Here is a 13,120-nt window from a genome sequence, read left to right on the forward strand (position 1 = left end):
CAGGAAACGAATGAAAAGCCTCAAGAGATGAAGTCGGCTTCAGTCGTCATCGGCGTGGCGCAGTTCGCGCCAGCGGCGCTTGCGCGCGCGCCAGCTGCGGATGCCCAGGTTCAGCGCGAACCAGGCGGCGAGGGTGCCGAACGGCCAGCCGATCCACGCCGGCCATACGAATGCGATGGCCGCCAGCGCGGCGAGCGCGAGGGTACCGAGCACCAGCGGCCCGCTGCCGGCGTCGCCGAGCACGCGGCGGTTGGCCAGCACGGCGCCCATGCTGTTGGCGAGGCGCAGGGCGCCGGCGGCGGCGCGGCCGGAGCTGCCGCCGCCATGGCGCACCCGCGGCGACCGGGCGTTGCTGCTGCGGACCCGCTCGCGGTTGCCGTGGCCATGGCGGCGAGGGCGCGAGGCCAGCACGATCTCGGTGGCGTTGTCCAGGTCCTGCTCGTATTGCGCGACGAGCTGGCCGGCAAAGCCGGCGTCCTCGATGGCCACGTCGAGTTCGCGGTTGCCGAGCCAGCTGGCGATGTTGAGGTTGGACGAACCGACCCGCGCCCACTGGCCGTCGGCCACCGCGGTCTTGGCGTGCAGCATCGAGCCGTTCCATTCGAACACGCGCACGCCGGCCTTCAGCAGCGGTCGGTAGCCCGAACGCGACAGGCTCGCCACCGCGGGGATGTCGCTGCTGCCGGGCACCAGCAGGCGCACGTCCACGCCGTCGCGTGCGGCTGCCACCAGCGCCTGCACGTACGGCGCCAGGCCCACGAAGTAGGCATCGGTGAGCCACAGTGTCTTGCGTGCCATCGCGGCGATCATCTGGTCGAGCCGGTACATGCCGGCGGTGGACGGCTGGGTGGCGATCACCCGCAGTGCCACCTCGCCGGCCGGCGCGGCGGCTTCCGCCTGCACCGCGAACGGCCCCAGCGCCGGCCCGGTCTCGGACCAGCTCTGCGCGAACGCGACCTCCAGTTCGGCCACCGCGGGGCCGCGCAGCGCCACGCCGGTGTCGCGCCACGGCGGCACGCCGCGCCGCGGGTTGCCCAGCCACTTGGCGCTGATGCACACGCCGGAGAGGAAACCGTGGGCGCCGTCCACCACCAGCAGCTTGCGGTGGTCGCGGCTGACCCAGCCGAACGGCTGGCCCAGCTGCGGCGGGTTGAACACCCGCACCTCGCCGCCGGCCGCGCGCAGCGGTGCCCAGAACGCGCCGCGCGACTGCCCGAGGCAACCGAGCCAGTCGACCACCACCGCGACGAACACGCCTGCCTGCGCGCGTTCGACCAGCGCGTCGCGGAAAGCGCGCCCCACCTCGTCGTTGCGGATGATGTAGTTCTCCAGCAGCACGCGCTGCCGCGCACCGCGGATCGCCGCCAGCCAGGCGTCGTAGTGGGCGGCCGCGTCGATCAGCAGTTCCACCGCGTTGCCGCCCAGCAGCGGCGCGCCGGCGGTGCGGCTCAGCGCCTGTTCGGCGAGCAGTCGGCTCGGGGCGGAAGGAAGCAGCGGCGTGGGCATGGCCCGAGTGTAGGCGATGGTTCGGCGGTGCGTCGCCATCACGGGGCTTTCGGCGTGACCGTACATGCCGCCGGCCGCCTGGCACCACGCCGCCATCGCAGGAACCCGCTCGCGGGCAATGCTTTCTGCTGTTGCGGATCCCGCATACCGGAACCCGGCCTTCAGGGCATCCCTAGGGCGGGTCCGTGGGATGGGGTTCGGCGGGCGATGCCGGCACGGGCTGATCGTCGTCCAGCAGCGGCAGTGACGCCGGGCTGTCCAGGTCGTCGAACTGCTGGTGGTTGACCGCCCAGAAGAACAGCCACACCCCGACCCCCACGATCAGCGAGGTGACCGGGATCAGCACCAGCAGGATGTTCATGCGTGCAGCTCGCGCGGGCGCAGTGGCGGGCCGGGGACGTCGGCCGGAGCGACGGCTCCGGTGTTGCCGACGCGCAGGGCGTACAGCACCACCAGCAGCGAACTCAGCGACATGCCGATCGCGGCGAGCCACGGCGTCACCAGGCCAAAGGCGGCAAACGGCACGGCGGCCAGGTTGTACCACAGCGACCAGCGTCGGCCCCGCCGGGTCACCTGCCGCAGCTGACGGGCGATGGCGCGGGCATCCGCCAGGCTGCCGAGGTGGCCGTCGAGCAGCAGCAGGTCCGCGTGGGATTGCGCCAGCTCGGTGCCCGAGGCCAGTGCGGCGGAGACGTCGGCGCCGGCCAGCAGCGGAGCATCATTGCTGCCGTCGCCGACGGCGAGCGTGATGCGGCCTTCGGCGTGCGCCGCCTGCAGTCGGGCCAGCTTGTCGTCGGGCGACTGCCGCGCGTAGCGGTCGGCGACGTCGAGGCGGTCGGCCAGCGCGCCCACGCGGGATTCGTGGTCGCCGCTGGCGATGGCGATGGCGATGCCGTCGGCGCGCAGCGTGTCGAGCAGGCGGCGAGCCCCGGCGCGTGGCTGTTCGGCGAGATGGAAGGCGGCGATCGCGCCGTCGGCATCGGCCAGCACCAGTGCGTCGGCGTCGGCCGGCAGCGGGTGGCCGGCGGGCGCCAGCGCGAAATCGGCGCGACCCAGCCGCAGCATGCGGCCGTCGACCTCGCCGCTGATGCCGGCACCGGCATGCACCCGCACCGATCGCGCCTGCAGCGGCAGCGCCTGCTGGCGGGCCGCGTCGGCCAGCGCGCGGGCCAGCGGGTGCGAGCTCTCGTGGGCCAGCGCGTCGGCCAGTTGCAGCACGTGCTCCGGCGTGTCGCCGCGCAACGGTTCGATGGCGCGACGGTCCAGCTGCGGCACGCCGAGGGTGCCGGTCTTGTCGAACAGCGCGTAGTCGACCCGGGCCAGTGTGTCCAGCGCCTTGCCGTCGGTGACCAGCACGCCGCGCGCGGCCAGCACGCCGAGCGCGCGGGTCAGCGCGGCCGGGCGGGCCAGCGCGAACGAGCAGGGGCAGGCCACCACCAGCACCGCCACCGCGGCCTCGAATGCGCGCGACGGATCGACCAGCAGCCAGCCCAATGCGGTGAGTGCGGTGAGCACCAGCACGCGGGCGACGAAGCGGCCGATCTCGCGGTCGCTGGGCGCGATCAGCGAACGCGCCTGCCGCGCACGGGTCGCCAGCGCGCCCAGCCGCGCCGCGACGGTGGTGGCGCCGCTGTGTTCCACGCGCAGTTCGGCCGGCCCGGACAGCAGCACGCTGCCGGCGACCAGGCGCTGGCCGCGCGCGCGCCGTACCGGGCGCGACTCGCCCGACAGCAGCGCTTCGTCCACCTGCGCGCCGGCACTTTCCAGCACGCCGTCCGCCGGCACGGTGCCGCCTTCGGCGATGTGCACGCGGTCGCCGGGCAGCAGGGCGATCGCGGGGACCGTCTCCAGCTCGCCGTCGGCGCGGCGTCGCTGCGCCAGCAGGGGCGCCGCATCGATGGCGGCGTCGCCCAGCGCGCCGCTGCGGTGGCGCGAGCGCAGCTCCACATAGCGCCCGGCCAGCAGCAGGAACACGAACATGGTCACCGAATCGAAGTAGATCTCGCCGCTGCCGCGCAGCGTGTTGAATCCGCTGGCCAGGAATACCAGCAGCACCGCCAGTGCCACCGGCAGGTTGATGCCGAGCCGGCGCCCGCGCAGCTCGCGCACGGCGCCGGCAAAGAACGGCTGCGCCGAGTAGAACACCACCGGCAAGGTGGTCAGCAGGCCGAGCCAGCGGAACAGGCTGCGCGTGCTGAAGTCGACGAAATCGACCACGCCGACGTAGATCACGAACGCGTACGTCATCACCTGCATCGAGCACATGCCGGCGACCAGCAGGTGCTTCAGCGCCTGGTGCTGTTCCCGCGCGCGGGCGTCGTCGATGCTGTCGCGCGGCAGCGGCTGCGCCGGGCAGTCGGCGGCGGCGAAACTCTCGAGCAGGGCCGGCAGCGGGGTGCGTTGCGCGTCCCACACCACCCGCACGCGCTGCGCCGGCCGGTCGATGGCCACGCGCCGCACGCCGGGCAGCGCGCGGATTCGTTGTTCCAGCCACAGCACCTGGCGTGCGTCGTGCAGGGACTCGACCCGCAAGGCGATTTCGCTGCAGCCGTCGCGGCGCGGGCGCAGCACCTGCGCGGCGAGTTGCGGGTGGGCCCAGGCCGCGTAGCCGTTCATCGCGGCGGATCGGTGGGCGGGTGCGGCGGTGTGGCGCTGCTGTGCGCGCTCACCGGCACGCCGAACACGGTGTGCGGGGTATCCAGCGGCGTGTCGGCATGGTTTGCGCCGAGCACGATGATCCACACGCAGCCGGCCAGCGAGGCCACGAAGATGAAGGCGCCCAGCCACAGCACCGGCTGGCGATACCAGGCCGATGCCGTGCGGGCGACGATGTCATTGCCTGCCTTCATCGGGCTGGTGCGACAGTTGGTAGACGTAGGCGGCGAGCACGCGGATCTGGTCGTCGGACAGGCGCGGGCTCCACGCCGGCATGTGGCCCTGGCGGCCCTCGCCGATGCTCTTCTCGATGTCGGCCACGCTGCCGCCGTGCAGCCACACCTTGTCGGTGAGGTTGGGTGCGCCCAGCGCATGGTTGCCCTTGCCGTCGGCGCCGTGGCAGGCCGCGCAGGTGGTGAACAGCGGCTGCGCCGCCGCCGCCTTGGCCGCGTCGTGCGGCGAACCGGACAGGCTCAACACGTACTGCGCGAGGTTCTTCACGTTGTCTGCGCCGAGGCTGGCCCACGGCGGCATCACGCCGCTGCGACCGTCGTGGATCGAGGTGACGATGTCGCTGCCGCTGCCGCCGTACAGCCAGTCGTCGTCGCTGAGGTCGGGCGCACCGAGCGTCACGTTGCCCTTGGCGCTGCGCTGGTGGCAGGCGGCGCAATTGTCCTCGAACAGCACCTTGCCCATCTGCAGGGCGGCCGGGTCGTTGGCCAGCTGTTCCACCGGATACAGCTTGAAGCGCTCGACCAGTGGGGCGCGCCTGGCTTCGTTGGTGGCCACTGCCTGCGCCAGTTCGCCGTGCGAAGTCCAGCCCAGCACGCCCTTGAAGCTGCCGAAACCGGGGAACAGCACCAGGTAGACGAAACCGGCCACGAACATCGCGCCGGACAGCACGATCCACCACATGGGCAACGGACGCACGCCTTCGCGCAGCACGCCGTGGGCCCAGACGTGGCCGCTGGTGCCGTCGGGCAGGGTGGGGATCTTCGCGCGCGGCCCCCACAGGTACAGGAAGAACGTGATGCCGAGGTTCAGCACCACCAGGAACATCACCCAAAACGACCATCCCGTACTCATGGGCGATCCTCCTTGCTGTCGAACTCGGGCTCGTCTTCCATCGGCAGGCGTGCCATGCGGTTGAACGTGGGTACGTGGTACTTGCGCCAGGCCCAGAACCAGATGCCGATGAAGGTGAACATCATCAGCAGGATCAACACCCCGGCGAGGTGGCCCCAGAGCGGATTCATCGGCGTCATGGCGTGCCTCCCGTGCCGGTGGATGCGGTGGCCTTGGCGCCAGCCGCGTCGGGCTCGTTCTTGATGCCGAGTCCTTGCAGGTAGGCGATCAGCGCATCCATTTCGGTCTTGCCTTCCACCGCGGCGGGTGCGGCGGCGATGTCGGCGTCGCTGTACGGGTCACCCAGCTTGCGCAGGGTGCGCATGCGCGCCTGGATGTCGGCGGCGTCGAGTTTCTTGCCGACCAGCCACGGGTAGGCCGGCATGTTCGACTGCGGCACCACGCTGCGCGGATCCAGCAGGTGCATGCGCTGCCAGGCGTCGGAGTACTTGCCGCCCACCCGGGCCAGGTCCGGGCCGGTGCGCTTGGAGCCCCACTGGAACGGGCGGTCGTAGACCGACTCGGCGGCGGTGGAGAAGTGGCCGTAGCGCTCGGTCTCGAAGCGCAGCGCGCGGATCATCTGCGAGTGGCACAGATAGCAGCCCTCACGCACGTAGACGTCCTTGCCGGCCAGCCGCAGCGGGTCGTACGGGTGCACGTTCGGCGGCGCTTTCAGCGAATGCGCCTCGACGAACAGCGGGGTAATTTCGGCCAGGCCGCCCAGCGAAACCATGATCGCGGTGAAGATGCCGAGCAGGCCGGCGTGTTTCTCGATCAGTTCGAAATGCTTGTAAGCCATGATGGATCTTCCTCAGCCGGCAGCAGGCAGTGGTGCGGGCACCTGGTGCGGCACCGGCTCGGGAATGGGGACCGGGATCGGCTTGATCAGCCGCGCGCGCGCATCGGCCGCGGTGTGCCACAGGTTCCACGCCATCACCACCATGCCCGACAGGATCAGCACGCCGCCCAGCCAGCGGATCAGGTACATCGGCTTGATCGCGATCAGGCTGTCCAGGAAGCCGTAGGTGAGCGCGCCGTCGGGCTGGGTGGCGCGCCACATGTGGCCTTCCACGCCGCCGGCGGTCCACATCGCGCCCACGTACAGCAGGGTGCCCATGATGTGCAGCCAGAAATGCACTTCCATGCCCTTGTGCGAATACATCTCCGGGCGGCCCAGTGCACGCGGCGCCATCGCGTACAGCGAGCCGATGGTGATCATCGCCACCCAGCCCAGCGAGCCGGAGTGCACGTGGGCGACAGTCCAGTCGGTGTAATGGGTGAACTGGTTGACCGTCTTGATCGCCATCATCGAGCCTTCGAAGGTCGACGCGGCATAGAACACCAGCGACATCACCATGAATTTCGCGGCAGGGTCGGTCTTCAGCTTGTGCCAGGAGCCGTTGAAGGTGAGCAGGCCGTTGGCGGCCGAACCCCAGCTCGGCATCAGCAGCACCAGCGAGAACGCCATGCCCACCGACTGCACCCAGTCAGGCAGCGCGGTGTACATCAGGTGATGCGAACCGGCCCACATGTAGACCGAGATCAGCGCCCAGAAATTGACGATCGAGAAGCGGTAGCTCCACAGCGGCTGCTGCGCCTGGCGCGGCACGAAGTAGTACATCATGCCGAGGAAGCCGGCAGTGAGGAAGAACGCCACCGCGTTGTGGCCATACCACCACTGCACCATCGCGTCGACCACGCCCGAATAGATCGGGTAGGACTTGGCCCAGGACACCGGAATGGCGAGGTTGTTGACGATGTGCAGCAGGCCCACCGCGATGATGAACGCGCCGTAGTACCAGTTCGCCACGTAGATGTGCTTGATGCGCCGGCGCGCCAGGCTGCCGAAGAACACCACGCCGAAGCTCACCCAGACGATCGCGATCAGGATGTCGACGAACCATTCCGGCTCGGCGTACTCCTTGCTCTGGGTCAGCCCCAGCGGCATCGTGGTCATCGCCAGCACGCAGACCAGCTGCCAGCCCCAGAAGGTGAACGCGGCCAGGTTCTTGAACGCCAGCCGGGCGTGGCCGGTGCGCTGTACCACGTAATAGCAGGTGCCCATCAGCGCCGAGCCGCCGAAGGCGAAGATCACGCCGAAGGTGTGGTCGGGGCGGATCCGGCTGAAGGTCAGCCAGGGGATCTCGAAGTTCAGTACCGGCCACATCAGTTCGGCGGCGGCATACACGCCGACCGACATGCCGATGATGCCCCACACTGCCGCGGCCAGCAGGAACTGGCGTACGACCTTGTCGTTGTAGTACTCGGTGTTCGGCATGGGCTTCCCCGAAAAAATAGCGGCGCATTTTGGCGCGAAGCATGCAGCGGCATCATGACTTCGATCAAGCAACTGCGGCAATCCGTCCATTGCACGCGGGCAGTATGCGCCGTACCGGGCTGACCGGCGCATCGCGTGCGGCGGGTCGGCAGCGGTTCGCCCGGGGAGACGAGTGGCGCGCGGATCGCTCCCGGCGATTGGCTGGTTGCCGGCGCACGTTTCTGCGACCGCGGCACGGGCCTGCCGCGGGGAAAGGCGGCCGATCGGGTATTCTTGGCGGGTCGTCGCGGACGATCGCGACCTGTCATTTCGGTTGATTCCATGAGTGAGCTTGTTTCGCAGGAACCGCGTCCGGCCGCCCCGGCTCCGCGCCGGCCCAGCGTGGCCGTACAGATAGGCAAGGTGAGGGTAGGTGGCGGCGCGCCGGTGGTGGTGCAGTCGATGACCAACACCGACACCGAAGACCCGGCCAGCACCGCGAAACAGATTGCCGAGCTGGCCCGCGCCGGTTCCGAACTGGTGCGCATCACGGTCAACACGCCGGCCGCCGCCGCGGCGGTGCCGCGCATTGCCGAACGGCTGGCGATGATGGGCGTGGACGTGCCGATCGTCGGCGACTTCCACTACAACGGCCACCAGTTGCTGGAACGCGAGCCGGCCTGCGCTGAGACGCTGGCCAAGTACCGCATCAATCCCGGCAACGTCGGCTTCGGCAAGAAGCACGAAAGCCAGTTCGCCTCGATCATCGAAAAGGCGCTGCGCTACGGCAAGCCGGTGCGCATCGGCGCGAACTGGGGCTCGCTGGACCAGGGCATGCTCACCGCGCTGATGGACGAGAACGCCCGTCGCGCCGATCCGTGGGACGCCTCGCACGTGGGGCGCGAGGCGCTGATCCGCTCGGCGCTGGACTCGGCCGCGCTGGCCGAGAGGATCGGCCTGCCGCGCGAGCGCATCATCCTGTCGTGCAAGGTCTCCGGCGTGCAGGAGCTGATCGCGGTGTACCGCGACCTGGCCGCACGCTGCGACTACGCGCTGCACCTGGGCCTGACCGAGGCCGGCATGGGTTCCAAGGGCATCACCGCCTCCAGCGCCGCGCTGGCGGTGCTGCTGCAGGAAGGCATCGGCGACACCATCCGCATTTCGCTGACGCCGGAACCGGGCGCCTCGCGCACCGGCGAGGTGATCGTGGCGCAGGAACTGCTGCAGACCATGGGCCTGCGCTCGTTCACCCCGCTGGTCACCGCCTGTCCGGGCTGTGGTCGCACCACCAGCGAGTTCTTCCAGGAACTGGCCAAGACCGTGCAGGAACACGTGCGCGAGCAGATGCCGATCTGGCGCATCAAGTACGACGGCGTGGAGAACCTCACGCTGGCGGTGATGGGCTGCATCGTCAACGGCCCGGGCGAGTCCAAGCACGCCAACATCGGCATCTCGCTGCCCGGCAACGGCGAGGCGCCGGCGGCGCCGGTGTTCATCGACGGCGAGAAGGCGATGACCCTGCGCGGCGACCGCATCGCCGAAGAGTTCGTGGGCATCCTCGACGATTACGTCGCGCGCAAGTACGCGATGCGGGCGGGCTGAGGCGCCGGTCACAGCGTCACGCCGGGCCTTGATTCATATTCTCGTCGACGTGCAGGGCGCGCGGCACGTGCGTGCGCCGAATGAGCCTGGCAGGGGAGCGTCTGTGAGAATCAGCCCGCAGTTCCGTACGGTTCTGCTCTACGTGTTGCTGTCTGCGTTGTGGATATGGTCGTCCGATCGCGTGCTGGATGCGCTGGTGCGCACCCGGGCCGAACTGAGCTGGTTGCAGAGCATCAAGGGCTGGCTGTTCGTGGCGTGTACCGGCGCGCTGCTGTACTGGATGATCGCGCGTGACCTGCGTCGGCTGCAGGCTGCCAACCGCAGGCTGCTGGACGGGCATGAGCAGGCTCTGCGCGTGCTGGTGTCGGCGATGGACATCCGCCACCGCGAAACCGGCGACCATTCCGACCGGGTGATGCGCATGGCCACCGGCTTGGCCCGGCTGGCTGGTGTGCATGGCGAGGCGCTGCGCAACCTCAGCTTCGGCGCGCTGCTGCACGACATCGGCAAGCTGGCCTTGCCGGACGCGGTGCTGATCAAGCCGGGCAAGCTGGACGACGAGGAGCTGGCGGTGATGCGCCAGCACCCGCAGCTTGGCCACGAACTGCTGCAGCGGGTGGATTTCCTGCGCGACGCCGGCGATATCCCGTACAGCCACCACGAACGCTGGGATGGCAGCGGTTACCCGCAGGGCCTGCGCGGCGAGGAAATTCCTTTGGCGGCGCGCATCTTCAGCGTGGTCGACGTGTGGGATGCGCTGATCACCGCGCGCGTGTACAAGCCGGCGTGGCCCGAGGCGGACGTGCTGGCCTATCTGCGCGCCGCCGCCGGCAGCCAGCTCGACCCGGACCTGGTGGCGCTGTTCCTGGGCAATTACGACGAGCTCAAGGCGCTCGCGCGCTGACCTTCAGCCGCCGCAGGGCTGGATCAACCGTGGCGTGAAGGCGGCCCAGCTGCCGACCAGTCCGGGCCGTTGGCCGAGCCGGGCGATCTGCCGCAGGAACTCCGCGCGCGGTACCTCGACGGCGCCCAGACCGAGCGTGTGCGGGTTGCTGACCTGGGTATCGAGCAGCGGGAAATCCATTTCGTGCAGCAAACGCGCCAGCGCGACCAGGGCGAGCTTGGAACCGCCGCTCTCGGCGCTGAACATCGATTCGCCGCAGAACAGCCGGCCAATGGCCACGCCATAGATGCCGCCGACCAGACGCTCGCCGTCCCACACCTCGACGCTGTGCGCATGACCGAGCCGGTGCAGTTGCACATACGCGTCGATCATCGCCGGCACCAGCCAGGTGCCGGAGTCGTTCGCACGCGGCGCGGCGCAGGCACGGACGACCTGCTCGAACGCGTGGTCCACGCTGAGCCGCCACCGCTTGCCCCTGAGCTGGCGGCGCAGGCTGCGGTTGATCCGCGGGTTTCGGGTATGGAACACGCAACGCGGATCGGGCGACCACCACAGGATCGGCTCGTGTTCGCCGAACCATGGGAAGATGCCCAGGCTGTACGCGGCCAGCAGCCGCCGCGGCGACAGGTCGCCGCCGAACGCAAGCAGGCCGTTCGGCTCGGTCAGCGCCTGGCGCGGATCGGGAAAGCGGTCCCAGGCCTCGGGGTCCAGCAGGGGCAGCCGGTTCATCGTGCGACCTTGCCGTGTTCGGCATAGGGGCTGTGGTCCAACAGCTCGGCGGCATAAGCGTCGACCGCTTCGGCTTCGCTGGCAAGCGCCTTCGCCACCGCGGCACGGAAGTCCGGGTTCGCCAGGTAGTGGCGCGAATGCGTGCGCGCCGGCAGGAAGCCGCGCGCCAGCTTGTGTTCGCCCTGCGCGCCAGGCTCGAAGCGCTGCAAGCCCCGGGCGATGGCGTACTCGATGCCGCGGTAGTAGCACAGTTCGAAATGCAGGCCCGGTACCTCCGCTGCCGCACCCCAGTAGCGGCCGTACAGCACGTTTCCACCCTGCACGAACAGCGCCATCGCCACGATGGTACTGCCGTCGCGGGCCAGTGCCAGCTGTGCGGTCGATCCCAGCGTGCCGAGCCGGCGGAAGAACGCGGCAGTCAGCGCCGCGTGGTTGCCCTTCATGTCGAAGGTGGCTTCGTACAACGCATGCACGCGCTGCCATTCGTCGTCATCGAGCGTGTCGCCGCTGCGCCACTCGATGGCCAGTCCACTGGCCGCCACCTGGCGGCGTTCGTGCAGGATGTTCTTGCGCTTCTTGTGGCTGAGCGCGGCGAGGAAATCCGGGAAGTGGCGGTAACCGCGGTTGTGCCAGTGGAACTGCACGTCGGAGCGCGCCAGCCAGTTGTCGCCGAACGCGGCCAGTTCGGCGGGTTGCAGGAAATTCGCATGCACCGACGACAGGCCGAGCCGTGCCGCCTCGTCGTGCATGGCATCGACCAGCGCGCGCTGCAGCCGCGGCGTGCGTCCGTTGCTGCCGGCCAGCAGGCGCGGACCGGGCACGGGCGAGTAGGGCACGCCGTTGAGCAGCTTCGGGTAGTACGCGCCGCCGGCGCGTTCCCACGCGCGCGCCCAGCCCCAGTCGAACACGAACTCGCCGTGCGAGTTGCCTTTCAGGTACAGCGGCGCGGCGGCGACCAGTCGATCGCTTTCGTACAGGCCCAGGTGATGCGCCTGCCAGCCCCAGTCGGGGCGGATGCAGCCGCTGCGTTCCAGCGCGAGCAGGAATGCATGCGACACGAACGGGTTTTCGTCGGCGCGCAAAGCGTCCCACTCCGCGGCAGGCAGTTCGGCGATCGCGTCGTGGAAGCGGATCTCGAGCATGGCATGGCTTGGCGTAAGAGCCCGCTCGCGGGCGATGCTTTTGGCCGGGATTCTCAAAAACAAAAGCATCGCCCGCGAGCGGGCTCCTACAGTGCGGGCGTCAGCCGGCCGGGGCCTGCTGGTCCAGCCAGCGTTCGGCATCCAGCGCGGCCATGCAGCCGAAGCCGGCCGAGGTGACGGCCTGGCGATAGATGTGGTCGGCCACATCGCCGGCGGCGAACACGCCGGGCACCGAGGTCATCGTGGCCATGCCGTGCTGGCCGCTGCGGATCCTGATGTAGCCGTCGTGCATGTCGAGCTGGCCTTCGAAGATGCCGGTGTTCGGCGTGTGGCCGATCGCCACGAAGAAACCGGTCGCCGCGATGTCGCGGGTGGCGCCGGAGTTGACGTCCTTCACGCGCACGCCGGTGACACCGGAATCGTCGCCCAGCACTTCGTCGATGGTGTGGTTCCAGACCAGCTCGATCTTGCCGGCAGCAGCCTTCTCGAACAGCTTGTCCTGCATGATCTTCTCGGCGCGCAGCTTGTCGCGGCGATGCACCAGGTAGACCTTGCGGCCGATGTTGGCCAGGTACAGCGCTTCCTCGACCGCGGTGTTGCCGCCGCCGATCACCACCACGTCCTGGTCGCGGAAGAAGAAGCCGTCGCAGGTGGCGCAGGCGGACACGCCCTTGCCCTTGTACTTCTCCTCGCTTTCGATGCCGAGGTACTTGGCGGTGGCACCGGTGGCGACGATCAGTGCGTCGGCGGTGTATTCGCCGGAATCGCCCTTGAGCCGGAACGGGCGCTGTTTCAGGTCGACCGTGTGGATGTGGTCGAAGATCATCTCGGTGTGGAAGCGCTCGGCGTGCTCGGCCATGCGCTGCATCAGCGCCGGACCCTGCAGCCCCTCGACGTCGCCCGGCCAGTTGTCCACGTCGGTGGTGGTCATCAGCTGGCCGCCCTGCTGCAGGCCGGTGATCATGGTCGGCTTGAGGTTGGCGCGGGCTGCATACACCGCGGCGGTGTAGCCGGCGGGGCCGGAGCCGAGGATCAGCAGACGGCTGTGTCTGGGGGCGACGCTCATGGTTATAATCCTTGGGTTTTCTGGTGATTTGAGTGGTTATTCGCTCGAGCCCCTGCGGCGGTTTCCCCGGGGGCCGCATCGGTGATGACGACGGAGCGCATGACCCCCGAAGAATGGGGAATGTGCAGCACCGA

Annotated in this window: 13 protein-coding genes; 2 read left to right on the top strand and 11 right to left on the bottom strand. The window is 69.3% G+C overall.

Annotation, left to right across the window (positions count from 1 at the left end; translation table 11 throughout):
* Positions 1–39 precede the first annotated feature (39 nt).
* The 8 genes from R5H19_RS08655 to ccoN form a co-directional block, all read right to left on the bottom strand.
* Positions 40–1,506, bottom strand: a complete 1,467-nt coding sequence (locus R5H19_RS08655; RefSeq protein ID WP_318158948.1) for a phospholipase D-like domain-containing protein — start codon at positions 1,504–1,506, stop codon at positions 40–42.
* A gap of 172 nt (positions 1,507–1,678) precedes the next feature.
* Positions 1,679–1,867: a cbb3-type cytochrome oxidase assembly protein CcoS gene (ccoS, locus tag R5H19_RS08660; protein WP_318158586.1), complete on the bottom strand. Its 189-nt coding sequence runs from the start codon at positions 1,865–1,867 to the stop codon at positions 1,679–1,681.
* Positions 1,864–4,122, bottom strand: coding sequence for a heavy metal translocating P-type ATPase (locus R5H19_RS08665; RefSeq protein WP_318158587.1), 2,259 nt, complete (start codon positions 4,120–4,122; stop codon positions 1,864–1,866). The genes ccoS and R5H19_RS08665 overlap by 4 nt, the downstream gene beginning before the upstream one ends.
* Positions 4,119–4,355: a hypothetical protein gene (locus R5H19_RS08670; RefSeq protein WP_318158588.1), complete on the bottom strand. Its 237-nt coding sequence runs from the start codon at positions 4,353–4,355 to the stop codon at positions 4,119–4,121. Before R5H19_RS08670 ends, R5H19_RS08665 begins: the two co-directional genes overlap by 4 nt.
* Entirely contained in the window at positions 4,339–5,247 is a 909-nt protein-coding gene (ccoP, locus tag R5H19_RS08675; protein WP_318158589.1) for a cytochrome-c oxidase, cbb3-type subunit III, read from the bottom strand. Before ccoP ends, R5H19_RS08670 begins: the two co-directional genes overlap by 17 nt.
* Complete coding sequence (locus R5H19_RS08680) at positions 5,244–5,426, bottom strand: CcoQ/FixQ family Cbb3-type cytochrome c oxidase assembly chaperone (protein WP_318158590.1); 183 nt, start codon at positions 5,424–5,426, stop codon at positions 5,244–5,246. Before R5H19_RS08680 ends, ccoP begins: the two co-directional genes overlap by 4 nt.
* On the bottom strand, positions 5,423–6,085 hold the full coding sequence (gene ccoO, locus R5H19_RS08685; protein ID WP_318158591.1) for a cytochrome-c oxidase, cbb3-type subunit II: 663 nt from the start codon (positions 6,083–6,085) through the stop codon (positions 5,423–5,425). Before ccoO ends, R5H19_RS08680 begins: the two co-directional genes overlap by 4 nt.
* Before the next feature lie 12 nt (positions 6,086–6,097).
* Complete coding sequence (gene ccoN, locus R5H19_RS08690) at positions 6,098–7,564, bottom strand: cytochrome-c oxidase, cbb3-type subunit I (RefSeq protein ID WP_318158592.1); 1,467 nt, start codon at positions 7,562–7,564, stop codon at positions 6,098–6,100.
* Positions 7,565–7,885: 321 nt separating this feature from the next.
* On the opposite strand from ccoN, the gene ispG reads away from it, so the two are divergent.
* Together ispG and R5H19_RS08700 are read left to right on the top strand one after the other, a co-directional pair.
* Positions 7,886–9,145: a flavodoxin-dependent (E)-4-hydroxy-3-methylbut-2-enyl-diphosphate synthase gene (gene ispG, locus R5H19_RS08695; protein ID WP_318158593.1), complete on the top strand. Its 1,260-nt coding sequence runs from the start codon at positions 7,886–7,888 to the stop codon at positions 9,143–9,145.
* A gap of 103 nt (positions 9,146–9,248) precedes the next feature.
* Positions 9,249–10,049: an HD domain-containing phosphohydrolase gene (locus tag R5H19_RS08700; protein ID WP_318158594.1), complete on the top strand. Its 801-nt coding sequence runs from the start codon at positions 9,249–9,251 to the stop codon at positions 10,047–10,049.
* Positions 10,050–10,052: 3 nt separating this feature from the next.
* Here the strand turns inward: R5H19_RS08700 and aat are convergent, their stop codons facing one another.
* The 3 genes from aat to trxB all read right to left on the bottom strand — a co-directional run bounded on the left by aat (position 10,053) and on the right by trxB (position 12,986).
* Positions 10,053–10,778 (bottom strand): leucyl/phenylalanyl-tRNA--protein transferase, encoded by a 726-nt coding sequence (gene aat, locus R5H19_RS08705; protein WP_318158595.1) that lies wholly within the window; start codon positions 10,776–10,778, stop codon positions 10,053–10,055.
* Positions 10,775–11,920 (bottom strand): GNAT family N-acetyltransferase, encoded by a 1,146-nt coding sequence (locus tag R5H19_RS08710; protein WP_318158596.1) that lies wholly within the window; start codon positions 11,918–11,920, stop codon positions 10,775–10,777. The genes aat and R5H19_RS08710 overlap by 4 nt, the downstream gene beginning before the upstream one ends.
* Before the next feature lie 100 nt (positions 11,921–12,020).
* Positions 12,021–12,986: a thioredoxin-disulfide reductase gene (gene trxB / locus R5H19_RS08715; RefSeq protein WP_318158597.1), complete on the bottom strand. Its 966-nt coding sequence runs from the start codon at positions 12,984–12,986 to the stop codon at positions 12,021–12,023.
* Positions 12,987–13,120 lie beyond the last annotated feature (134 nt).

This window comes from Rhodanobacter sp. KK11, assembly GCF_033345435.1.
In the GTDB taxonomy this organism is placed as follows: domain Bacteria; phylum Pseudomonadota; class Gammaproteobacteria; order Xanthomonadales; family Rhodanobacteraceae; genus Rhodanobacter.